The 24,191-nt window shown below is 39.3% G+C and carries 27 protein-coding genes; all 27 read left to right on the forward strand.

Translation table 11 applies throughout. The features are described 5' to 3' along the window. The first annotated feature begins 11 nt into the window (after positions 1-11). The 27 genes from fliM to rseP all read left to right on the forward strand — a co-directional run bounded on the left by fliM (position 12) and on the right by rseP (position 24,185). Positions 12-1,013, forward strand: coding sequence for a flagellar motor switch protein FliM (gene fliM, locus IRB43_RS04875; RefSeq protein WP_203362313.1), 1,002 nt, complete (start codon positions 12-14; stop codon positions 1,011-1,013). Continuing rightward, positions 1,006-2,190, forward strand: coding sequence for a flagellar motor switch phosphatase FliY (fliY, locus tag IRB43_RS04880; protein WP_203362458.1), 1,185 nt, complete (start codon positions 1,006-1,008; stop codon positions 2,188-2,190). The genes fliM and fliY overlap by 8 nt, the downstream gene beginning before the upstream one ends. 13 nt (positions 2,191-2,203) lie before the next feature. Beyond that, complete coding sequence (locus IRB43_RS04885; RefSeq protein ID WP_203362314.1) at positions 2,204-2,566, forward strand: response regulator; 363 nt, start codon at positions 2,204-2,206, stop codon at positions 2,564-2,566. 22 nt (positions 2,567-2,588) lie between these two features. Beyond that, positions 2,589-3,263, forward strand: a complete 675-nt coding sequence (locus tag IRB43_RS04890) for a flagellar biosynthetic protein FliO (protein ID WP_203362315.1) — start codon at positions 2,589-2,591, stop codon at positions 3,261-3,263. Next, entirely contained in the window at positions 3,256-3,921 is a 666-nt protein-coding gene (gene fliP / locus IRB43_RS04895; protein WP_203362316.1) for a flagellar type III secretion system pore protein FliP, read from the forward strand. The genes IRB43_RS04890 and fliP overlap by 8 nt, the downstream gene beginning before the upstream one ends. A gap of 13 nt (positions 3,922-3,934) precedes the next feature. After that, a complete protein-coding gene (gene fliQ / locus IRB43_RS04900) occupies positions 3,935-4,204 on the forward strand; it encodes a flagellar biosynthesis protein FliQ (RefSeq protein ID WP_203362317.1) in 270 nt (89 codons plus the stop codon). A 4-nt stretch (positions 4,205-4,208) separates the two neighbouring features. Further along, positions 4,209-4,985, forward strand: coding sequence for a flagellar biosynthetic protein FliR (gene fliR, locus IRB43_RS04905; protein WP_203362318.1), 777 nt, complete (start codon positions 4,209-4,211; stop codon positions 4,983-4,985). A gap of 1 nt (position 4,986) precedes the next feature. Beyond that, positions 4,987-6,069 (forward strand): flagellar biosynthesis protein FlhB, encoded by a 1,083-nt coding sequence (gene flhB, locus IRB43_RS04910; RefSeq protein ID WP_203362319.1) that lies wholly within the window; start codon positions 4,987-4,989, stop codon positions 6,067-6,069. Positions 6,070-6,093: 24 nt separating this feature from the next. Beyond that, on the forward strand, positions 6,094-8,130 hold the full coding sequence (gene flhA, locus IRB43_RS04915; RefSeq protein ID WP_203362320.1) for a flagellar biosynthesis protein FlhA: 2,037 nt from the start codon (positions 6,094-6,096) through the stop codon (positions 8,128-8,130). Positions 8,131-8,132: 2 nt separating this feature from the next. Beyond that, positions 8,133-9,251 (forward strand): flagellar biosynthesis GTPase FlhF, encoded by a 1,119-nt coding sequence (gene flhF / locus IRB43_RS04920; RefSeq protein ID WP_343070804.1) that lies wholly within the window; start codon positions 8,133-8,135, stop codon positions 9,249-9,251. Next, on the forward strand, positions 9,248-10,132 hold the full coding sequence (locus IRB43_RS04925; protein ID WP_203362322.1) for a MinD/ParA family protein: 885 nt from the start codon (positions 9,248-9,250) through the stop codon (positions 10,130-10,132). Before flhF ends, IRB43_RS04925 begins: the two co-directional genes overlap by 4 nt. After that, positions 10,122-11,207, forward strand: a complete 1,086-nt coding sequence (locus IRB43_RS04930; RefSeq protein ID WP_203362323.1) for a protein-glutamate methylesterase/protein-glutamine glutaminase — start codon at positions 10,122-10,124, stop codon at positions 11,205-11,207. Before IRB43_RS04925 ends, IRB43_RS04930 begins: the two co-directional genes overlap by 11 nt. A gap of 17 nt (positions 11,208-11,224) precedes the next feature. Further along, complete coding sequence (locus tag IRB43_RS04935) at positions 11,225-13,267, forward strand: chemotaxis protein CheA (protein ID WP_203362324.1); 2,043 nt, start codon at positions 11,225-11,227, stop codon at positions 13,265-13,267. 21 nt (positions 13,268-13,288) lie between these two features. Next, entirely contained in the window at positions 13,289-13,726 is a 438-nt protein-coding gene (locus IRB43_RS04940) for a chemotaxis protein CheW (RefSeq protein ID WP_203362325.1), read from the forward strand. A gap of 12 nt (positions 13,727-13,738) precedes the next feature. Continuing rightward, positions 13,739-14,380 (forward strand): chemotaxis protein CheC, encoded by a 642-nt coding sequence (locus IRB43_RS04945; RefSeq protein WP_203362326.1) that lies wholly within the window; start codon positions 13,739-13,741, stop codon positions 14,378-14,380. Continuing rightward, the gene (locus IRB43_RS04950; protein ID WP_203362327.1) at positions 14,373-14,870 is read left to right on the forward strand and encodes a chemotaxis protein CheD; all 498 of its coding nucleotides are present in this window, start codon (positions 14,373-14,375) and stop codon (positions 14,868-14,870) included. The genes IRB43_RS04945 and IRB43_RS04950 overlap by 8 nt, the downstream gene beginning before the upstream one ends. Next, on the forward strand, positions 14,870-15,214 hold the full coding sequence (locus IRB43_RS04955; protein WP_203362328.1) for a hypothetical protein: 345 nt from the start codon (positions 14,870-14,872) through the stop codon (positions 15,212-15,214). The genes IRB43_RS04950 and IRB43_RS04955 overlap by 1 nt, the downstream gene beginning before the upstream one ends. Before the next feature lie 155 nt (positions 15,215-15,369). Next, the gene (locus tag IRB43_RS04960; protein WP_203362329.1) at positions 15,370-16,164 is read left to right on the forward strand and encodes a FliA/WhiG family RNA polymerase sigma factor; all 795 of its coding nucleotides are present in this window, start codon (positions 15,370-15,372) and stop codon (positions 16,162-16,164) included. 22 nt (positions 16,165-16,186) lie between these two features. After that, a complete protein-coding gene (locus IRB43_RS04965) occupies positions 16,187-16,663 on the forward strand; it encodes a DUF6115 domain-containing protein (RefSeq protein WP_203362330.1) in 477 nt (158 codons plus the stop codon). 142 nt (positions 16,664-16,805) lie between these two features. Next, positions 16,806-17,537: a 30S ribosomal protein S2 gene (gene rpsB / locus IRB43_RS04970; protein WP_203362331.1), complete on the forward strand. Its 732-nt coding sequence runs from the start codon at positions 16,806-16,808 to the stop codon at positions 17,535-17,537. A gap of 143 nt (positions 17,538-17,680) precedes the next feature. After that, complete coding sequence (gene tsf / locus IRB43_RS04975; RefSeq protein ID WP_203362332.1) at positions 17,681-18,562, forward strand: translation elongation factor Ts; 882 nt, start codon at positions 17,681-17,683, stop codon at positions 18,560-18,562. Positions 18,563-18,692: 130 nt separating this feature from the next. Then, positions 18,693-19,418, forward strand: coding sequence for a UMP kinase (gene pyrH / locus IRB43_RS04980; RefSeq protein ID WP_203362333.1), 726 nt, complete (start codon positions 18,693-18,695; stop codon positions 19,416-19,418). Beyond that, the gene (frr, locus tag IRB43_RS04985; protein WP_203362334.1) at positions 19,418-19,975 is read left to right on the forward strand and encodes a ribosome recycling factor; all 558 of its coding nucleotides are present in this window, start codon (positions 19,418-19,420) and stop codon (positions 19,973-19,975) included. Before pyrH ends, frr begins: the two co-directional genes overlap by 1 nt. Before the next feature lie 157 nt (positions 19,976-20,132). Then, positions 20,133-20,915: an isoprenyl transferase gene (locus tag IRB43_RS04990; RefSeq protein ID WP_203362335.1), complete on the forward strand. Its 783-nt coding sequence runs from the start codon at positions 20,133-20,135 to the stop codon at positions 20,913-20,915. A 33-nt stretch (positions 20,916-20,948) separates the two neighbouring features. Next, positions 20,949-21,740 carry a phosphatidate cytidylyltransferase gene (locus IRB43_RS04995; protein ID WP_203362336.1) on the forward strand — a complete coding sequence of 264 codons (792 nt, stop codon included), beginning with the start codon at positions 20,949-20,951 and terminating at the stop codon, positions 21,738-21,740. Between the two features lie 25 nt (positions 21,741-21,765). Continuing rightward, positions 21,766-22,908, forward strand: a complete 1,143-nt coding sequence (dxr, locus tag IRB43_RS05000; RefSeq protein ID WP_203362337.1) for a 1-deoxy-D-xylulose-5-phosphate reductoisomerase — start codon at positions 21,766-21,768, stop codon at positions 22,906-22,908. Positions 22,909-22,925: 17 nt separating this feature from the next. Next, entirely contained in the window at positions 22,926-24,185 is a 1,260-nt protein-coding gene (rseP, locus tag IRB43_RS05005) for an RIP metalloprotease RseP (RefSeq protein ID WP_203362338.1), read from the forward strand. Positions 24,186-24,191: the final 6 nt, after the last annotated feature.

Genomic DNA, 24,191 nt, shown 5'->3' on the forward strand with positions numbered 1-24,191 from the left:
GAGGTGAGAACATGTCCGGAGAAATATTATCTCAAAATGAGATTGATGCTTTATTGTCAGCTTTATCTACTGGAGAAATGGATGCGGATGAGTTAAAGAAAGAAGAAGCTGAGAAAAAAGTCAAAGTATATGATTTTAAACGGGCGTTGCGCTTTTCGAAAGATCAAATTAGAAGTTTAACGAGAATGCATGATAACTTTGCCCGGATTTTGACGACTTTCTTTTCAGCTCAGTTGCGAACATATGTCCAAATTTCTGTTGTGTCAGCTGATCAAATCCCTTATGAAGAATTTATTCGTTCAATTCCTAATCAAACGATTCTAAATGTTTTTGAGGTTCCTCCGCTTGAGGGAAGAATTTTAATGGAAGTGAACCCAAATGTGGCATATGCCATGTTAGATCGCTTATTAGGAGGAAGAGGGGCGAGCGTCAATAAAGTCGACAATTTAACGGAAATAGAAACGAAAATTATGTCGAATATGTTCGAGAGAGCTTTCGAAAATTACCGAGAAGCTTGGGTGAATCTTGTCGATATTGATCCTTTAATGACTGAATTTGAAGTAAACTCGCAATTTTTGCAGATGGTATCGCCTAATGAAACAGTAGTTGTGATATCATTAAATACGACAATTGGTGAAACGACAGGAATGATTAATATTTGCATTCCCCATGTTGTGTTAGAGCCGATCATTCCTAAATTATCTGTTCATTATTGGATGCAAAATCCAGATAAAAAAGAAAGAGCGCCAGGCGAACTGGAAAAGCTGGAGAAGCGCATTAAAAAAGCCAATGTTTCTGTCGTTGCAGAGCTTGGACATTCAACCATTTCGGTAGAGGACTTCTTGACTTTGGCGATAGGAGATGTTATTGAATTGAAACAGCGTATTGATGAACCTCTGTCTGTCAAAGTTGGTGAAAAACCAAAGTTTACGGCACAGCCGGGTAAAGTGAACAAACAATTGGCTGTACAAATTCTTGATCATATAAAGGGGGGAGAAGACGATGATGAGTGATGATATGCTATCTCAAGAAGAAATTGATGCTTTGTTGAAAGGAACTGGAGGAGACCATACAGAAAACGAAGCTTCAAGTGCATCGTTAACTAACGTGGAAGATTACTTGGATTCGTTTGAACAAGATACGCTAGGTGAGATAGGGAATATATCATTTGGCAGTTCAGCTACGGCTCTCTCTAGTTTATTGAATCAAAAGGTGGATATTACGACACCGACTGTTTCAATTATCGAAAGAAAAAAATTAAAAGATGAATTTCCGCATCCATATGTAGCCATTGAGGTGGAGTATACAGAAGGATTTTCAGGTGCTAACTTGTTGGTCATCAAACAAACCGATGCAGCAATTATTGCTGATTTAATGCTGGGAGGGGATGGTCTTTCTCCCAACTCAGATTTAGGAGAGATTCAATTAAGTGCTGTACAAGAAGCCATGAATCAAATGATGGGTTCAGCAGCAACTTCGATGTCTACGATCTTTAGCAAAAAAGTAGATATTTCACCTCCAGCGATTGCTTTGATGGATTTACAACAAGGAGAAGGCGAGAATACGATACCTGAGCTCGACTTGCTTGTGAAAATCTCTTTCCGTCTCACGATTGGAGAGTTAATTGACTCTAATATTATGCAGCTTGTGCCGCTGAATTTTGCTAAAAGCTTAGTTAATGAATTGATCAATCCTTCTGCAGAAGCCGCATCTGCCGCACCAGCAACAGAGGTGCCTCCAGTAACGCCGGCAAACAGCGAAGAAACGAAACAACCGGAAGCGACACCAACTATGCAGGAAAGTATACCTGTTCAACAAACGCAAGAGCCGGTCTCGATTCATATACAAGAGAAGCCGAAGCAGCCAAATGTAAATGTTCAACCCGCTTCGTTTGCTACTTTTGAACAGCCGGCATTACAGCAGCATGAAGCTCGTAATTTAAATATGTTACTTGATATTCCGTTGCAAGTGACGGTTGAGCTAGGCAGAACCACTCGATCCGTAAAGGATGTTCTCGATTTAACAGCCGGGTCGATTATTGAGTTGGACAAATTAGCGGGTGAACCAGTCGACATTTTAGTGAATAATCGATTGATTGCTAAAGGAGAAGTCGTTGTTATAGAAGAAAATTTCGGCGTTCGAATCACAGATATTTTGAGTCAGAGCGACCGTTTGAATAACTTGAAATAAGGGAGACATGATAATGGGAAAGCGTATTTTAGTAGTAGATGATGCAGCATTTATGAGAATGATGATTAAGGATATTTTGACAAAAAACGGATTTGAGGTAGTAGGAGAGGCAGCAGATGGTGCTCAAGCAGTTGAAAAGTTCAAAGAGCTTCAACCAGATTTAGTGACAATGGATATTACAATGCCTGAAAAAGATGGGATTACTGCATTAAAAGAAATTAAGGCGATCGATCCAAATGCAAAAATTATTATGTGCTCAGCGATGGGGCAACAAGCGATGGTTATTGATGCGATTCAAGCGGGAGCAAAAGACTTTATTGTCAAACCGTTCCAAGCTGATCGAGTGATTGAGGCCATTTCAAAAACTTTAGCTTGAGCTTAAGAAGGTGCATCCTTTGATGAAACAAGTAATGAAATTTATAGTTCTTATACTATTCAGTGTGGCTCTGTTCACAGGCAATGATTCCGTTGCCTGGGCAGAGCCATTTAACAATAACGTTAAAGATTGTATAGAACATCCAGAAAAATGTAAGCAAGACATTGATAAAAAAGAGCAAAAACAATCATATAAAGAAGATGAAAATAGTCAAGCTGTAGGATTATCGATTTGGGATTTTGTCAAAATGATCGGTGCGTTAGCTTTTGTTGTAGGGCTCATTTATGTACTGTTGCGATTTGTCAATCAAAAAAGCCGGTCTTATCAAAAGACAAAGCTGATACAACATATTGGTGGGACACCTCTTGGGGGCAATCGTTCCGTTCAAATTGTGAAGGTTGGGGATCGTCTGCTCGTACTCGGAGTAGGTGAGGATATCCAATTGCTGAAAGAAATTAGTGATCAAGAAGAATATGATCGTTTTCTTCAACAGTACAATGATCAAATGGATCAAATGTTACAGCCAAAAGACATGGTGTCCAATGTTATAAATAAATGGACATCTGATCGAAAAAACACGAATGAAGATCAAGAGAAATTTAAAAAGGTATTTGAAGACAAGCTTAGTCATATGAAGCTTTCAAGAGAGAAAGCGATCAGGAAAATGAACAGCAAGGAGAAGGAACAAAATGAATGAGTTTATCCAGTTTTTTAACGATAGTTCACCTGATCAAGTAACAACTTCTGTGAAGTTATTGTTATTGTTAACTGTCTTGTCTTTAGCACCTAGCATTTTAATATTGATGACTTGCTTTACACGAATTGTCATCGTTTTGTCCTTTGTCAGATCGGCGCTTGCTACTCAGCAAATGCCGCCTACTCAAGTGTTAATTGGACTTTCTCTTTTCTTAACATTTTTCATTATGGCTCCAGTGTTTCAAGAAATTAACGATGAGGCACTCACTCCGTTATTTAATGATGAGATTAAACTGGAGCAAGCATACGACAAGGCTAGCTTACCTTTAAAGGAATTTATGAGCGAACATACGAGACAGAAAGATTTACAGTTATTTTTAGATTATGCTCAGGCAGAACAACCGAAAACGATTGAAGATATTCCACTAACTTCCTTAGTACCGGCATTTGCCCTTAGTGAGATTAAAACAGCTTTTCAAATTGGGTTTATGATCTTTATCCCATTTCTTGTGATTGATATGATCGTTGCTAGTGTTTTAATGTCAATGGGGATGATGATGTTGCCGCCGGTAATGATTTCCTTGCCATTTAAGATTTTGTTATTTGTGTTAGTAGATGGGTGGTATTTAGTTATTCAATCTTTGCTGCAAAGCTTTTAAGTAGGTGCAAACAATGAATTCAGAAATGGTCCTTTCCTTAGCAGAAAAAGGGGTTTATACAACGATAATTGTATGCGCTCCCTTGCTAATTTTGGCGCTTGTGGTGGGACTCGTTGTCAGTATTTTTCAGGCAACCACCCAAATACAAGAGCAAACATTAGCGTTTATTCCTAAGATTGTTGCTGTGCTAGTAGGACTGATTTTTTTTGGTCCTTGGATGCTTAGCCGTATTTTGTCTTACACATTAGACATATTTACAAATTTAACGAAGTTTGTAGGGTAGAAGTATGGATGAATTACTGCCGAAGCTATCTGTGTTTTTATTAATAGTTGTACGAGTATCCGCCTTCTTTGTCACGATGCCATTGTTTTCTTATCGAACAATACCGGCGATGCATCGAATAGGATTTGCGGTTGTGCTGTCATGGATGATGTATTATGCGCTTGAGGTTCCTGCACTAGACATCAATGGTGAGTATTTTCTTTTAATTATGAAAGAAGCATTAGTCGGCTTGATCATAGGATTTATTGCTTACATGATCTTAGCAGCCGTTCAAATTGCTGGAGGATTTATTGATTTTCAAATGGGGTTTGCGATCGCCAATGTCATTGATCCACAAACCGGTGTGCAAAGTCCACTTATCGGCCAATATTTGTATATGTTTTCTTTACTATTATTGTTAGCAGTCAATGGACATCATTTAATTTTGGATGGAATTTTTTATAGCTATCAGTTTATTCCGATTGATCAATTAGGCTTTCCTTTTGGGGAGGGACAATTAGCTCAATACGTGACTCGTGCGTTTAATTCTATGTTTGTCATTGCTTTTCAAATGGCGATGCCCGTAGTAGCTTCCTTATTCTTAGTGGATGTCGCACTTGGAATTGTGGCTAGAACGGTCCCGCAACTAAACATTTTTGTTGTTGGCTTTCCCATCAAAATTGCTGTTGCGTTTATTGTTTTAATCGTCGTGATGAGCGTTATGTTTACAGTGGTTCAGCAATTGTTTGAAATTATGCTGCATACAATGCGCGATGTAATGACATTGTTAGGGGGGAGTTAGCTTGAAAAGGTTACGGTTAGACCTTCAGTTTTTTTCCGGGGAAAAGACTGAAAAAGCCACTCCTAAAAAGCGTCAAGACTCTCGAAAAAAAGGACAAGTAGCCAAGAGTCAAGATGTCAATACAGCGATAAGTTTGCTTGCCGTTTTCGGTTTTTTATTTGTCGGTGCATCATTTATAGGAAAACATATTTTTTTCTTCTTTCGTCACTCGCTGCAAAGCTATATATTAATGCCTGTGACGGAGGCCAATTTAAAGGTTATTGTGTTAGAAATTATGCAGCAGCTTATGTATATTCTTGGTCCAGTGATGCTAGTGGCGCTAGTGGCGGGAGTGGCTGCCAATTATTTGCAAGTTGGTTTTTTATTTACTGGCGAACCGCTCCAGCCCAAGTTGGAAAAAATTGACCCTATTAAAGGATTTAAGCGTATTTTTGCGTTAAGAGCACTGGTAGAGCTGTTGAAGTCCATTTTGAAAATTTCATTTGTTGGAACAGCTACATTTATTGTGCTCTGGTCCAATATTCAAGAAGTATTAAAGCTGTCTTTTAAGTCAGTTTCAGATGCGCTGCAAACAGTGGGGATTTTAACAGTAAAAATGGGGCTAGTTGCATCGGCGGCGTTGTTATTTCTTGCTCTTCTGGATTACCTTTATCAAAAGTATGATTTTGAGAAAAGTATCCGCATGTCCAAACAAGATATAAAGGATGAGCATAAAAATGCTGAAGGAGATCCGTTGATTAAATCACAGATTAAGCAAAGACAACGGGAAATGGCGATGAGACGAATGATGCAAGAGGTTCCACAAGCCGATGTCGTTATTACCAATCCTACTCACTATGCGATCGCGTTAAAATATGATGAAGACAAGCTAGACGCTCCATATGTGGTTGCTAAGGGAGTGGATTATTTAGCTCAAAAGATCAAATTTGTCGCCAGTGAAAATGAAGTGACAATGGTGGAGAACAGGCCGTTGGCAAGAGCTTTATACGATCAAGCAGACATTGGGGATCCGATACCTGAAGAATTTTTTAAAGCAGTAGCGGAAATATTAGCTTATGTATATCGAGTGAAAAATAAATTGTAAGTTTTGTTGTTAGGAGAGAGAGAAATGCAAGCAAGAGATATCTCCGTGTTATTGAGTGTCATTTTAATAGTGGCCATGTTAATTATTCCATTGCCATCATGGCTATTGAGTGTATTAATCATTATGAATATTTCTCTTGCACTTTTAGTTTTGCTCATTTCGATGAATATGCGAGAGGCATTAGAATTTTCCATCTTTCCATCACTTTTGTTGTTATTAACATTATTTCGTTTAGGGCTCAACGTATCCACTACTCGTTCGATTTTAAGTAACGGTGAAGCAGGTGGTGTTGTTGAGACATTTGGAACATTTGTTGTCGGTGGAAATGTAGTCGTTGGGATGGTTGTCTTTTTAATCTTAATCATTATTCAGTTTGTTGTTATTACAAAAGGATCTGAGCGTGTGTCAGAGGTAGCTGCCCGCTTCACTCTTGATGCGATGCCAGGGAAGCAAATGAGTATTGATGCCGATTTAAATGCTGGGATGATCACGGAACAAGAAGCGAGAGAGCGCCGGGAGAAGGTTGGTCGCGAAGCAGACTTTTACGGAGCGATGGACGGTGCAACGAAGTTTGTAAAAGGTGATGCGATTGCAGGGATTATTATCGTCATCATTAACTTGATTTTTGGGATTATTATCGGAAGTGTTCAACAAGGGTTGCCGTTAGCAGAAGCTGCTACAAGATATTCTTTATTAACAGTGGGAGATGGGATTGTCTCACAAGTTCCCGCCTTGTTAATTTCGACTGCAACAGGGATTGTAGTGACAAGGGCTGCTTCTAAAGGAAATTTAGGTGAGGACATTATGTCCCAGCTACTCGCTTATCCGATGATGCTATACGTTGCAGCCGGAACGATTTTTTTATTAGGAATTGCGACGCCTATTAATGATTTATTAACGATTCCGATTGCGGGCATGCTAGCAGGAGGAGCCTTTATGCTTCAAAGAACACCAGAGAAAGACGAGCTCGATTTAATTGAGGCGGAAGAAGAAGTGGAAACAGCCGAGCTGAAGAGTCCGGAAAGTGTCGTTAATTTATTAAATATTGATCCGATCGAATTTGAATTTGGCTACGGGTTAATTCCGCTAGCAGATGCTGCACAAGGTGGCGATTTATTGGATCGGGTCGTGATGATTCGTCGTCAGCTTGCCATTGAGCTAGGCTTAGTGATTCCTGTTGTCCGTATTCGCGACAATATTCAACTTCAGCCAAACGAATATCAAATTAAAATTAAAGGCAGTGTCATGGCGCAAGGCAATCTATTATTAGATCATTATTTAGCGATGAGTCCTGGTGAGGATGATGAGTCGATTGAGGGAATTGATACCATTGAACCGTCTTTTGGTTTACCGGCTAAATGGATTACAGAAGAGATGAAAGAACAAGCCGAAATATTAGGTTATACCGTTGTGGACCCTCCGAGTGTTGTATCAACACATTTGACAGAAATCATTAAGGCAAACGCACATGAATTGCTTGGTCGTCAAGAAACGCAGCAATTAATCGAACATTTGAAAGAAGCCTATCCAATTTTAGTAGACGAAGTGACACCGAATCCGCTTTCTGTAGGAGAAGTGCAAAAAGTATTGGCTAAGTTATTGAAAGAAAATGTGTCCATCAGAAATTTACCAATCATTTTCGAAACGCTTGCCGATTTTGGAAAAATGTCATCCGATACGGATTTATTAACTGAATATGTTCGCCAGGCGCTTGCAAGACAAATTACAAGGCAATATTTAGAAGGGGCAGACTCCTTAAAGGTGATTACCTTGTCTGGAAGTATTGAAAAGCTAATAGCGGATAGTGTTCAACAAACAGAACACGGAAACTTCTTATCTTTAGATCCAATCGATTCGCAAAGGATTTTAGAAGCGATGGCTGCGCAAATCGAACAAGTGACGTTTATGCAACAAACACCAATCATCCTTTGCTCACCAGCCATTCGCATGTATGTAAAACAATTATCTGAAAGGTATTTTCCGCAACTGCCGATTCTCTCTTATAACGAGCTTGAGCCAAGCGTTGAAGTTCAAAGTGTTGGGGTGGTGAATATTGATTGAAAGTGAAAAAATATCAAGCTTCTTCGATGCAGGAAGCAATGAAGAAAATTCGAGCTGATTTAGGAAAGCAAGCCGTCATTCTTCAATCAAAAACTGTCTATAGTGGTGGATTTTTAGGTTTTTTTAAAAAGAAAACGATTGAAGTGGTAGCCGCCGTCGACCCTAATGCACGCCCTGAAATAAAAGAGAAGCCTCGGGCTGGTTCAATTGTTGAAAAGAGCCAGCCTACTATGCAATCCATCCATCAGGCAGACTTGCTTGCTAAAGAAGTGAACGAATTAAAGAAAATATTAGCGCAGTATCCCCGTGAGCATGCGATAGCTTTTGATGGGTTGCCAGAAGAATTGAAGCCTCCATTAGTAAGATTAAAAGAGCAGGAAGTATCAGACGTTTTAATCACTGAGTTGCAACAAGATTTATTATTAAAATGGAAGAATTCAAAGGGACATGTAGATGAACAAGAGGCGTTTGAATGGGCGAAACAATGGTTAGTCCGCAAAATTGGCCCTTTACAAGAACAAGCAGCCCAGAAGAAAAAATATATCAATATAGTCGGACCAACTGGTGTGGGCAAAACGACGACATTAGCGAAGTTGGCGGCTGACAGCGTATTAGAAAAAGGGAAAAAAGTCGCCTTTATTTCCACTGATACGTACAGAATTGCTGCGATTAATCAATTAAAAACGTATGCTGATCTGCTGAAAGTACCGATACATGTCGCCTATAAAGCGGAAGACTTTACAGAAATCTTAGAACACTTAGAGGATTATGATGTCGTCTATATTGATACAGCAGGACGAAATTACCGGGATGAAAGATATGTACAAGAATTAAAAAGTATGATTTCCTTTGAAGAAGAAGTAGAAAGCTATTTAGTGATGTCTCTTACATCGAAAGAAAACGACTTAAAAGAGATCATTGATAAATTTTCTCTCATTCCGATCGAAAAATTTATTTTTACTAAAATGGATGAGACGAAAACTCATGGTACCCTTCTTAATTTGATGTGTCACTTTCAAAAAGGAGTCGCTTTTGTGACGAATGGGCAAAATGTCCCAGATGATGTAGTGGAAGTCGATACGCAAACCATTGTGCGGATTATTTTTGGTGAAGATGTATGACATATGATCAAGCTTCAGGGTTGCGGCAGAAGATCAATCGATTGACGGGAAAACTAGCGAAAACAGTCGCGGTAGTTAGTGGAAAAGGCGGCGTTGGAAAATCCAATATTTCTATGAATTTTGGCTTAAATTTAACACGTAGTGGGCAAAAAGTGCTAATATTTGATATGGATATAGGTATGGGAAATATCCATGTGCTATCAGGTATAACAGGAGAACGTTCCATTGTTGAATTTTTTGAAAAGGGATGCAGCCTTGAAGAATTGATTATGAATGGAACGGAAGGTGTGTCTTATATACTAGGAGGCTCCGGTTTAAGTCAGTTAGTGGAATGGAATGACTATCATTTAGAACGTTGGTTATCCGCAGTTGAGGAGTTGCAATACCAATATGATTATTTAATTTTTGATATGGGAGCAGGAGTGACAAAAGAGTCTTTAGATATACTGATGTCAGTTGACGATATTTTTGTTGTAACTACACCTGAGCCTACATCGATCACGGATGCTTATTCGATGATCAAATTTATTCACCTTCGAGGAGGGGCGAATACGTTTTATCTAGTTTGTAATCGGGCAGAAAGTCTTGTAGAAGGCAAGGAAGTGATTAAACGGTTACAAAACGTAGTCGACCGTTTTTTGCAAAGAGAACTTATAGAGTTAGGGATATTGCCAGAGGATCAGCATGTGAAGCAAGCAGTTATCAAACAAATGCCTTTTTCACTCGCTTTTCCGTATGCTCCTATTTCTACGGCATGTAAGACGATGACGAATAATTATTTGACTGGTTCAAAAGAACTATCATTTAATGCGGGGGCATCTAGCTTTGTTCAAAAGCTTCGTCACTTTTTTATGAAAGGCAGGAGCGAACATGAAAAGTAAAAAAGTACTTGTGGTCGATGATTCAGCTTTTATGAGAAAGCTCATCACCGATATTTTAAATCATCATCCTGAGCTCGATGTAGTAGCAACGGCGCGCAATGGCAAGGATGCCATTGTGAAATTTGAAAAATATAAGCCGGATGTTATGACGATGGATGTGGAAATGCCTGAGATGGATGGGCTTGATGCGCTAAGCTACATTATGGAGCGCAAGCCAACACCTGTCGTTATGCTGTCCAGTTTAACGAAAAAAGGCACGGAAACAACGATGTTAGCTATGGAAAAAGGCGCGGTTGATTTTATCGCTAAGCCTTCTGGAACCATCTCAGTCGATTTATACAAAATTAAAGATGAGTTAATCGAAAAAGTATTAGCGGCTAGTCGAGCTAACGTTCGTCCGATTTCTGCGTTTAATAAACCGAAAATGAACAGTAACCTTAGTGCTAATACAACACCTTCTTTGCCAATCAATAGGCTAGAACGTTTAAAAACAAATGGAAAAACATTAATTGTGATTGGGACATCAACGGGTGGCCCCCGTGCCCTTCAAACCGTATTAACGAGGTTGCCAGCAACTTTGAATGCACCTATATTAATTGTTCAGCATATGCCAGCAGGTTTTACTCATTCACTTGCTCAAAGATTAGATTCACTCTCGGCCATTTCTGTTAAAGAAGCGGAAGATGGGGAAATCTTAAGAAATAATACGGCGTATATTGCACCGGGAAGTTATCACTTAAAAGTGAAAAAAGTGGGCGCTTCTTTAGCTGTCCATTTAGATCAAACCCCTGCAGTGAATGGTCACCGACCTTCTGTTGACGTGCTATTTGAATCTGTCAGTGATCTATCCGATTACAACAAGGTCGCTGTCGTTATGACAGGCATGGGAGCGGATGGCGCTAACGGCCTGTTTAAATTGAAAGAGATGGGAAAAGGAACGGTAGCAGCCATTGCTGAGTCGAAAGAGACTTGTGTAGTGTTTGGCATGCCAAGAGCAGCTATCGCCACGCATGTAGTAGATGAAGTAGTGCCGGTGGATCAAATTGCAGAAACAATTGTTAAGTATATACCTTAGAGAGGGATGAGCGGCTAATGGAAGTGAATCAATATTTAGAAATTTTCATTGAAGAAAGCAAGGAACATTTGCAAGCAGTAAATGAAAATCTTTTAGTTTTAGAGAAAAATCCAGAAGACATCTCAATTGTTAATGAAATCTTTCGTTCAGCCCATACGTTAAAAGGAATGTCCGCAACGATGGGATACGAAGATTTAGCCAATTTAACTCATAAAATGGAGAATGTTTTAGACGCGATTCGAAATCATAAAATCCATGTTACCGCGGAAATATTAGATGTTGTTTTTGCTTCCATTGATGACTTGGAAGCAATGGTCAATGATATTGCCTCTGGTGGAGAGGGAAAAAGAGATGTTACAACCATTGTGGAGAAACTGCTGAAAATTGAAAATGGGGAGAGCCCTGTCACTGCTTCTGAAGAAGTAGCTGTAGCAGTATCGGAAATATCGCCTCAAACATCTTATTCTGCTGAATACGATGAATTTGAACGCACAGTGATTACACAATCTAAAGAGCAAGGCTTCTCTTGTCTAGAAATTGAAGTTAACTTAAGAAGCGATTGTGTTCTGAAAGCAGCCAGAGTGTTCATGGTGTTTGAAGTGCTTGAGAAATGTGGAGAAGTGATTAAAACAACCCCTTCAACAGAACAATTAGAAGAGGAAAAATTTGATGAAAAATTCATCGTCACTCTCATTACGAAAGACCCTGCTCAAGAGATTGAAAGCAAAGTTAAAAAAGTATCAGAAGTAGTGAATGTCACGATTACGAATGTAGAGTTTGAACCTTTAAAAGTGAATGCAGCACCACAACAAGAGGTTAGCAAGCCCGCTGAAAATAAAGAAGTGACAGAAACAAAAAAAGAAGCGAAAAAAGAAACAAAGGAAGCCAAACAAAATAAACAGCAAGCTGTTGCCAATAAAACAATTCGTGTAAACATTGAACGTTTAGATATTTTGATGAATTTGTTCGAAGAGCTTGTTATTGACCGCGGCAGGCTAGAACAAATCTCTGGGGATCTGAATCATCCAGAGCTCAATGAAACAGTGGAGCGGATGTCAAGAATTTCTGGCGATTTACAAAATATCATCCTAAACATGCGAATGGTTCCTGTTGAAACTGTATTTAATCGTTTTCCTCGAATGGTTCGTCAGCTTGCCCGAGAATTGAACAAGCAAATTAACTTAGAAATTATCGGTGCAGATACGGAGCTTGATCGTACCGTAATTGATGAAATTGGTGATCCTCTCGTTCACTTAATCCGTAACGCAATTGATCACGGCATCGAAAAGCCAGAAGAGCGCAAAGCGAAAGGCAAACCTGCTGAAGGAACAGTTAAGCTGAAAGCCTACCATAGCGGAAATCACGTATTTATCGAAATAGAAGATGATGGTGCGGGAATTAATAAAGAAAAAGTGTTAAGCAAAGCTCTTGCAAAAGGAGTTGTTACAGAAGAACAGGCGCTGACACTTTCTGATAAACAAATTTATGAGCTTATTTTAGCTTCTGGTTTCTCAACGGCTGAACAAGTGTCCGATATTTCAGGGCGCGGCGTCGGGCTGGATGTTGTGAAAACAACGATTGAGTCCCTTGGAGGGTCAATTAGCATTGATGCCTATGAAGGAAAAGGTTCGATCTTTTCCATTCAGCTACCGCTCACGTTATCGATCATTTCAGTTATGTTAGTGGAAGTGGAAAAAGAGAAATATGCGATTCCGTTGTCTTCTATTATTGAAACAGCGATTGTCAAGAAAACGGACATTTTAAAAGCACATACGCAACAAGTAATTGATTTTCGTGGGAAAGTCGTTCCACTTGTTTTCCTAGAACAAATCTTTGAAGTGCCAACTGTTGACGAAAAAGATGAATACTACTCAATCGTTATTGTTCGAAAAGGGGATAAAATGGCCGGACTTGTTGTGGATTCCTTTATCGGTCAACAAGAAGTGGTATTGAAATCCCTTGGAAACTATTTAACAAATGTTTTTGCTATTTCAGGAGCTACGATTTTAGGAGATGGCCAGGTTGCTTTAATCGTAGATTGTAATGCTTTAATAAAATAATTGATGGAAGGAAGGAAAATGATGAGTAATACGAGTGCTCCGTCTACAATAAAAGTAATTGCTTTTCAATTAATGGATAAAGAGTATGCTTTCCCAGTCCATCAAGTCCATTCAATAGAGAAGTTAATGCATATTACTCGGGTTCCGGGGACAGTTCCTTTTATTAAAGGTGTCATTAACTTGCGTGGGGTCGTTACACCGATTATTGATTTGCGCAATCGATTTAATCTTCCGGCCGAACCATATAACGACAATACTAGAATTATCATCGCCTCTTTCGACGAGATGGAAGTAGGATTAGTTGTTGATGGAGCGAATGATGTGCTTGATATTCCGAGTGACATTATTGAGCCACAGCCAGATGTTGTTGGTTCTCTAGAAGCGGAATATATTGTTGGAGTAGCTAAATTAGAGAAAAGGCTTTTAATTTTATTAAGTTTAGAAAAAGTGTTTAAGTAAAGGGGTAAGTTCATGAACTATATCGATCAAATTCACACTCTTCACTTAGACATATTGAAGGAAATAGGAAACATTGGAGCGGGGCATGCAGCGACTGCTCTCTCTACACTTTTAAATAAAAAAGTAGATATGAAAGTACCTAGTGTGAGAATTGCTAGCTTTAATGAGATGATGGAAATGGCGGGTGGAGCGGACCAGGAAATTGTTAGTGTAAGCTTACGGATCGAAGGCGAAGCGAGCGGAAACATGTTTTTCATCTTGTCACTGGAACAAGCCGAAAATTATATCCGCAATATGACAGGAGATAAACAATTTTCTTTTCAAGAGATAAATGGAGAAGCCATTGGATATTCGGCTATGCAAGAATTAGGGAATATTTTGTCCGGGTCCTATTTGTCCGCTTTAAGCGACTTTACACAGCTGCAGCTGTATCCGTCTGTCCCTGAATTAGCCATTGATATGTTTGGCGCTATTATTAGTTTTGGTTTATTAGAAGCCTCTCAATATGGGGATTATGCCATTGTTATTGACACGGTTCTGAAAGAAGAGGAGACAGGTGAAGAAGAGGAAGTGAAAGGGCATTTCTTTCTACTCCCTTCTCCCCCCTCCTTCCCAACAATATTTCGTGCCTTGGGAGTCGAGATGAATGAATAGAATCAAGCAAATTGTGAAAGTAGGGATTGCTGAGCTAAATATCGTTCGTTCTCCAGATACGATTCGGACATCAGGTTTAGGATCGTGTGTTGGAGTAGTCATTTATGATGAACAGCAGGCTCTTGCTGGAATGGTTCACGTTATGCTGCCTGACTCAGCTCTCGCTAAAACTGATAATATTAATAAAGCCAAATTTGCAGATACAGGAATTATCGAGTTGCTTAACATGTTAAAAAGAGAAGGCGCTCAAATGTACAGGTTAAAAGCAAAACTGGCAGGCGGTGCTCAAATGTTTCAATTTAGCCCTCAAAGTGATTCGATGAGAATCGGACCAAGGAATGTCGAGGCGGTGAAACGTAAATTGAGAGAGGAAAATATTCGGATTGCCGCTGAGGATGTGGGCGGCAATAGCGGCCGAACGATTGAATTTAACCCGGAGACATGCCGTTTAATGATTCGGACCGTTAATAAAGGAGTTCGGGAAATATAATGAGAGGCTCAATTTTATGGAATATTTGGATGATGATCGCAGGGTTTTCGCTTTATTTTCTACTTTCATTTCCTAATGGAGAGCCGCTACCTGTTATTTTAGGTTCATTTGCTGCGTCTGCTGTGTTTTTTGTATTAATGTTTATTATTCGCTTTATGCTGTTTGTCGCTTTTCCTCCTGAGCATTTAACCGCGGAGCATGTAGAGAAGGAACGGCTCGCTTCACAAGAAACGTCAGAAGAGGAGATCACTGTCGAAGCTGATAAAGAAGCTGCGGCCAAACAATCAGAAATGATAGATAGCGAGAAAGCGGCTGCAGCCATTCGTGAAATGATGAACGGATGAAAAGGATAATGGTTAAAAAAAGATAATTAACAAAAATTAACAACGGACATTTGTGGTTAATTTCTTATACTATAGTATAAGAGCTTTATGAGCTAAAAGAAATCAGTTAGAAATAAACTTCTCGACGAGATGAACCCGAGGAGGAGAGATAAAAAATGCCTAGGATGAACGTTAATGAAGAAGAAAAGCTATGGGATGCTTGGTTAAAGAATCGTGATAGTCATGCTGGAAATGTACTTGTAGAAAAGTATATGCCTCTTGTTTCTTTTCATTCGCAGCGGATTTCAGCGAATTTGCCACGGAGCGTCAATAAGGAAGATATTAAGAGCTTAGCTTTAATGGGGCTATTAGACGCATTAACGAAATTTGATCCGTCTAGGGATTTAAAGTTTGACACATATGCCTCCTTTCGAATCCGCGGGGCGATATTGGATGGGCTAAGAAAAGAAGATTGGCTTCCTCGCGGGACGAGAGAAAAAGCCAAAAAGATCGAAGCGAAAATAGAGGAAATGGAACAAAAATATTTACGTCGTGTCACAGCTATTGAAGTAGCGGAACAGTTGAATTTGAGCGAAGAGGAAATTCATCAAACGATGACGGAACATTTATTTGCAAATGTGCTTTCTATGGATGAACATGTACAAGATTCGGATCATTCAGAGGCTAAAGGCTTTATACTAAAGGATGAGAAAACAATTTCACCGGAAGAAGAAGTGTTGAAAGGTGAACTCATTCAAGAACTTGTACAAGAAATCTCTAAATTAACGGCGAAGGAACAAATGGTGTTAAGTTTATTTTATCATGAAGAACTAACTTTGACTGAAATAGGTGAAGTAATGAGCTTATCGACATCAAGAATTTCGCAAATTCATTCAAAAGCTATTTTTAAATTAAAGAATCAGTTAATAAAGGTGAATGGACCGGCGCTTTCATTAAGAAAAACAAATTGATTTTAAAGGATAAGAAAGAAACATGACAACACTTTTCATATTGATTTCGTTTATATTAAATGCGGTCGCTCTATTTGCCATTATCCTTTTATTTTTGAGGCAAAACCGCTTGTTTGAATTAAAACAACAACAGCAAAGAATTTCTCAGGAAATGGAAGAAATGATGGATGCTTATTTGCTGGAAATGAAAGAAGAAAATGAGAAGTTTATTGAACAACTTTCCAAAAACTCGACACCGCTAGAGAAAGAATCTCCTCTTGTAAAAGAGCAGGAGATATTGATTCCCAATTTACAGCGGGCGAGAGCGGTGAAAGGATACAAAACAACTAATGCCACAAATGAAACGGTTATTGCGCCGAAGGAAAACACGCCTAAAGATGAAGTAACGGTCCTTTATGAACAAGGCTATTCAGTAGAAGAAATCGCAAGGAAGCTAAATAAAGGTAAGACAGAAGTGGAATTGGCCTTAAAATTTTCAAACATCGGGAAAAATAGTTGATTGCTTTAGAAGGATATGTTATATTTACTAACGGTGTTAATACACACGTTTGCGGATTTGTATAGATGGTGCTGTTTCAAACAGTTTCTGTGCGAAAATGAGGCAAGCGGAGGACAATCAAAACCATTAGGAGGAACAAAAAATGTCAGTTATTTCAATGAAACAATTGCTTGAAGCTGGTGTGCACTTTGGACACCAAACACGCCGTTGGAACCCAAAAATGAAAAAATACATTTTCCAAGAGCGTAACGGAATTTATATCATCGATCTTCAAAAGACAGTTCGTAAAGTCGAGGAAGCTTATAAATTCGTAAAAGAATTAGCAGAAGATGGCGGAAAAGTTCTTTTCGTTGGTACGAAAAAACAAGCGCAAGAATCTGTGAAAGAAGAAGCGGAACGTTCTGGCATGTACTATGTTAACCAACGTTGGTTAGGTGGTACATTAACAAACTTTTCAACAATTCAAAAGCGTGTACAACGTCTGAAAGATATCGAAAAAATGGAAGAAGATGGAACTTTCGACGTTCTTCCTAAAAAAGAAGTAGTTCAATTGAAAAAAGAACATGAACGCTTAGTGAAATTCTTAGGCGGAATTAGAGATATGAAAGGTCTTCCAGATGCATTGTTCATCATCGACCCGCGTAAAGAACGTATTGCGGTTGCTGAAGCACGTAAATTACACATCCCAATCGTTGGTATTGTTGATACTAACTGTGATCCGGATGAAATCGATTATGTAATTCCAGCAAACGATGATGCGATTCGCGCAGTCAAACTTTTAACTGGAAAAATGGCAGATGCGATTTTAGAAGCAAAACAAGGCGAAGAAACAGTAGAAGTAGCTGAGACGGAAGAAGTAGCAGCAGCTGAGTAATAGTCTTGATAAAAAGGTGATAAGACGAGAGTCCCTTATCACCTTTTTTTAAAGGGAAAATGCCAAAGAAGATGAATACTCATTTTTCTTGGGCTAATCATATATTTAATGGCTACATATCAATTAAAGGAGGAAGAATACTTATGGCAATTACTGCACAAATGGTAAAAGAACTTCGCGAAAAAACTGGCGCAGGTATGATGGACTGTAAAAAAGCTTTAACAGAAACAAACGGGGATATGGAGAAAGCTATTGACTTCCTTCGTGAAAAAGGAATGGCGAAAGCAGCTAAAAAAGCAGACCGTATCGCTGCTGAAGGTACGACTTTCATTAAAGCTGAAGGTAACGAAGCTGTGATCTTAGAAGTAAACTCTGAAACAGATTTCGTTGCAAAAAATGAAGGCTTCCAACAGCTTGTAAAAGAATTAGCTGATCATTTATTAGCAAGCAAACCAGCTTCTGTAGAAGAAGCGCATGACCAAGCAATGAGCAATGGTCAAACATTAGCAGAGCGCATCAATGAAGCAGTAGCTAAAATTGGTGAGAAAATCACTTTACGCCGTTTTGAAGTGTTAACAAAAGGCGATAATGATGCATTTGGCGCTTATCTTCATATGGGCGGACGCATTGGCGTATTAGCTGTTTTAGAAGGTACAACAGATAGCGAAGCAGCGAAAGATGTAGCGATGCATGCAGCTGCTTTAAATCCAAAATACATTTCACGCGATGAGGTATCTCAAGAAGAAGTAGAGCGTGAGCGTGAAGTATTAACGCAACAAGCATTAAATGAAGGCAAACCAGAAAACATTGTTGCGAAAATGGTTGAAGGTCGCCTAAGCAAATACTTTGAAGATATTTGCCTAGTAGACCAAGCGTTTGTTAAAAACCCTGACCAAAAAGTTGGTCAATTTGTAGCCTCTAAAGGTGGAACAGTAAAAGCGCTTGTTCGTTATGCTGTTGGTGAAGGAATCGAGAAACGTCAAGATAACTTTGCTGAAGAAGTAATGAGCCAAGTAAAAAAATAATTTCCTTACTATTGTTTCATCAGAAAGAATGTATGGAAAATTGGAAATCCCTTACCGTTTGTTGGTGAGGGATTTCATATAGAAGCTTGGACAAAATCGGTAATTAAAACCATTACATATGGAGGTTTACATGAGCGTTCCAAAGTATAAACGTGTTGTATTAAAGCTTAGCGGAGAGGCATTGGCAGGTGATGCTGGGTTCGGTATTAACCCGAAAGTCATTAAGTCGATTGCCGAACAAGTAAAAGAAATTGCAGAATTAAATGTGGAAGTAGCAGTTGTTGTTGGCGGTGGAAACATTTGGAGAGGGAAAATTGGCAGTGAAATGGGGATGGATCGTGCGACAGCTGACTATATGGGCATGTTGGCAACGGTTATGAACTCAATGGCTTTACAAGATAGTTTAGAACAACTAGGTATTGAAACGCGTGTTCAAACATCCATTGAAATGCGTCAAGTAGCTGAACCTTATATTCGCCGCCGTGCGATTCGTCATTTAGAAAAGAAACGGGTCGTTATTTTTGCAGCAGGTACAGGAAACCCTTACTTCTCTACAGATACAACAGCTGCATTACGAGCAGCTGAAATTGAAGCAGAAGTTATTTTAATGGCGAAGAATAATGTAGACGGCGTCTATTCTGCCGATCCGCGTATTGAGAAAGATGCAGTGAAATATAGCGAGCTTTCTTATCTAGATGTATTAAAAGAGGGACTAGCTGTTATGGATTCTACCGCTTCTTCCTTATGTATGGATAATGATATTCCATTAATTGTGTTCTCTGTCATGGAGAGCGGGAACATTAAGCGTGTTGTCATGGGAGAAAATATTGGAACAATTGTTAGGGGGAAAGAATAATGCCAACTAAAGTAATGGAACAATTAAATGACAAAATGACAAAAGCAATTCAAGCTTTAACAAGAGAGTTAGCATCCATTCGTGCAGGACGTGCAAGCGCTCAATTATTAGATCGCATAACAGTAGAATACTACGGAGCGCCAACACCAATTAATCAACTAGCTTCTGTTTCCGTGCCAGAAGCCAGACTTTTAGTCATCCAGCCGTATGATAAAACAGCTTTAGGTGATATTGAAAAAGCGATTTTAAAATCAGATTTAGGTTTAACGCCATCTAATGACGGTTCTGTGATCCGCCTTGCTTTTCCTGCTTTAACAGAAGAGCGTCGTAAAGAACTAGCGAAATTAGTGAAAAAAGAAGCGGAAGATGCAAAAGTGGCTATTCGCAATATTCGTCGCGATGCGAATGAGGATTTTAAAAAGCTTGAAAAAGCGGGCGAAATTACTGAGGATGCTTTGCGTGGCTACACAGAAGATGTTCAAAAGCAAACGGATCAATTTATTGCAAAAATTGATGAAATCGCCAAAGACAAAGAAAAAGAAATCATGGAAGTTTAATGCTCATAACCCTCTTCTTTGTAAGAGGGTTTTCTTGTTTTTAAGAAGAAAAATGAAATACATAAAATTCTACAAAGTAATCATCGAGAGATTTTGGTATTATAATAGGTAGTGTTTTTTAATTACATTGATGAGGTTACATTTTGGAGGATATTTTATGATCAACAAAAAGAAGCTGTGGGGAAGAAATGCAGTCCACCATACGACTGAAGATAGGATTGAACAAATCAAACAAGCTTCGGTGCCTGAACATATTGCTATTATTATGGACGGGAATGGAAGATGGGCAAAGAAACGAGCTCTTCCTAGAGTCGCTGGTCATCATGAAGGGATGAAAACAGTTAGGAAAGTAACCAGACTAGCTAATCGTCTAGGGGTTAAAACATTAACTTTATACGCTTTCTCTACAGAAAATTGGAAACGACCTAAGCTGGAGGTAGATTTTTTAATGAAACTTCCAGAAGAGTTTCTCGGTACATTTTTGCCGGAATTAATTGAAGAAAATGTTCGAGTAGAAATGATGGGAGACCGGGAACAAATTCCTTCACACACATTACGTGCGGTCGACAAAGCGAGAAAAGAAACCGAGAAGAATGATGGACTCATTTTAAACTTTGCTTTGAACTATGGAAGTAGAGCAGAGATATTAGATGCCGTGAAAAATATAATGCATGATGCAAAAAATGGTATACTAAAAGAAGTGGACTTGAATGAAGAAGTGTTTTCGCGTTATTTAATGACGAAGCATTTAAGTGATCCAGACTTATTAATTAGAACTAGCGGAGAAATACGCTTAAGTAACTTTATGCTTTGGCAGCTAGCGTACACAGAATTTTGGTTTTCGGATGTGCTCTGGCCTGACTTTGATGAACATCACTTGTTAGAAGCCATTGAAGCATATCAGGGACGATCTCGTCGCTTTGGCGGCTTGCAGTCATAAATTCGAATTTCGTGAAGGTTAGGAGTTTATAAAATGAAACAACGTATTATAACAGCTGTCATTGCTGCAGCCGTTTTTTTACCCATTGTACTTTATGGTAATTGGCCCTTTTTACTGCTTGCTTTTTTAATGGCTGTTATCGGGCTGGGAGAAGCGCTTCGAATGAAAAAAATTTCACTAGCTTCTGCACCAGGAATTCTATCGATCATTATGTTGGCCGTTTTATTAATTCCTAATAAAATGAGCGGCATGATTGAGCGGGCAGGTTATGATAAACTGCAGCTGATACTGCTAGTTGTCTTGCTGTTATTAGTGTACATGGTCATGTCGAAAAATCGCTTTACATTTGAAGATGTAGGCTTTTGTGTACTATCCGTCTTATATATCGGCTGTGGATTTTATTATTTTATGGAGACGAGAGAAGCCGGAGTCGTATTCGTCTTCTTCGCTTTATTTATCACATGGGCAACTGATTCCGGTGCGTATTTCATTGGACGCTCGTTTGGCAAAAACAAACTGTGGCCGGAAATTAGTCCGAAAAAAACGGTTGAAGGTTCTTTAGGAGGAATTCTTTCAGCTATTATCGTTGCCTTATTGTTTTATTTCTTCGCCGACATGAATGTCGCATTAGTGCCGTTATTATTGGGAACAGTCGTGCTTTCAGCGTTTGGTCAAATGGGGGATTTGGCGGAATCAGCTTTAAAGCGTCACTATGGCGTGAAGGACTCCGGAACGATCCTACCAGGACATGGAGGGATTTTAGACCGTGTAGATAGCTGGCTGTTTGTATTCCCGCTCATCCATATTTTGCAGATTATTAATTAGAGATCGGTTGAGGAGATGAAAGAGTTTGAAGAAGATTAGTCTACTAGGAGCTACCGGCTCGATTGGGCAGCAAACACTGGATGTGATTGAGCATCATAGTGAAGACTTTACCCTTGTTGCTTTTTCGGCTGGAAGAAACATAGAGGAGACAAGAAAAATTATTCATAAGTTTCGACCAGAACTTGTGTCTGTTCAAGAAAAGGAAGATGCTCTTCGTTTGCAAGCAGAATTCCCTTTTTTAAATATTAAGCATGGGGAAGAAGGGCTTGTGGAAGTAGCCGTCTATCCTGAGGCTCATTTATTAGTAAATGCTGTGCTTGGAAGCGTTGGTTTGTTTCCGACAATGCAAGCGATTGAAGCAGGTAAGACGATTGCCATCGCGAATAAAGAAACATTAGTAACAGCTGGACATTTAGTCATGGCAGCGGCGCGAAAGCACAATGTCAGCTTACTGCCTGTAGATAGTGAACACTCCGCTATTTTTCAATGTTTACAAGGAGAACAAACAAAAAATATTGAGCGTTTAATTTTGACGGCATCTGGAGGAAGTTTTCGCGATCGGTCTCGCGAGGAATTGAAGGGTGTCACTGTCCAAGAGGCTCTCAATCATCCGAACTGGTCAATGGGAGCAAAAATAACGATTGATTCGGCAACCATGATGAATAAAGGTTTAGAAGTGATTGAGGCACATTGGCTTTTTCATTTGCCATATGAGCAAATAGATGTTATTTTACATCGTGAAAGTATTATTCATTCAATGGTCGAATTTCATGACAGTTCAGTGATTGCTCAATTGGGGACACCGGATATGCGGGTGCCGATTCAATATGCCTTAACGTATCCAGATCGCTTCGTACAAGCCGGTTCTAAACGCTTAAATTTAGTGGAAGTCGGGAAGCTTCATTTTGAGAAGATGGATCTTGAACGCTTCCGAATGCTAGCATTAGCTTACGAGGCGGGCAAGGCTGGCGGTACGATGCCGACTGTATTAAATGCAGCGAATGAAGCCGCAGTTGCCGCTTTTCTTGAAGGCAAAATTTCATTTTTACAAATTGATGAATTAGTTGAACGTTCTTTAGAGCAGCATCGGCAAATATTGCATCCGGATTTAGAAACAATTCAGCAAACTGATCGAGAAACAAGAATTTTCGTCCACTCACTTTTATAAAAAAGGTGGTTATCTATTTGAACACAGTGATAGCGTTTATTGTTATATTTGGAGCGCTTGTTTTTTTTCATGAATTAGGGCACTTTATTTTCGCCAAACGAGCAGGCATCCTTTGTCGTGAGTTTGCTATTGGATTTGGCCCGAAAATATTTGCTCATAAAAAAGGAGAAACCGTCTATACACTGCGTCTATTGCCATTAGGTGGTTACGTTCGCATGGCCGGCGAAGATCCTGAAATGGTTGATCTCAAAGCGGGTCATCGAATTGGTATCGTGTGTAATGAACAAGATGAAATTGTCAAAATTATCATCAACGGAAAAGACCGTTATCCGAAAGCTCGAGTGATTGAAGTAGAGCAAGCCGATCTTGAACATCAGTTAATGATCAGAGGCTATGAAGATGGAGAAGAAGAGCTCAAATCTTTCTCTATTCATCGGGAAGCTGTCATTGTTGAGGATGGAATTGAAACACAAATTTCTCCATGGGATCGGCAATTTGCGTCAAAAACACTTGGTCAACGAGCTATGGCTATCTTCGCTGGACCACTGTTTAACTTTATTTTAGCTTTCTTCGTGTTTATCATTATTGCTTGGATTCAAGGTATTCCAACAAATGAGGCGAAGTTAGGCGAATTAACAGCAGATGGTGCTGCACAAGAAGCGGGCTTAGCTCAGGGAGATAAAATCATTAGCATCAACGGTGAAGGGGTTTCAAACTGGAAAGAGATTGTGAAATTGATTCAGAAACATCCGGAATCAGAAATGGACTTCACAATAGAGAGAGATGGAAAGACATTGCAGATCCCTGTAACCCCAGATTCGCGTGAAATCGAAGGAAAAGAGATTGGTGTGATTGGTGTATACAGTCCAGTCGAAAAAGACTTCTTCGGCTCTATTGTCTACGGGGCAAAAGAAACTTATTTATGGACCGTACAAATCTTCCAAATGGTTGGCAAGCTAGTAACAGGCCAATTTTCCATTGATATGCTCTCTGGACCAGTTGGAATTTATGTTTCTACAGAGACCGTTGCTCAATCTGGTATAATGAATTTAATGAGATGGGCAGGTGTATTAAGCATCAATCTGGGGATTATGAATTTACTGCCGCTCCCGGCACTTGATGGCGGAAGATTGATATTTTTCTTAGTTGAAGCTGTTCGGGGCAAACCGATTGATCGTCATAAAGAAGGGATGGTCCATTTTGTTGGATTTGCCTTATTAATGCTGTTAATGATCGTTGTAACTTGGAATGATATTCAACGATTCTTTCTACAATAATATAGT

Source organism: Bacillus sp. REN10, from assembly GCF_016820555.1.
Taxonomy (GTDB): domain Bacteria; phylum Bacillota; class Bacilli; order Bacillales; family Domibacillaceae; genus Bacillus_CE.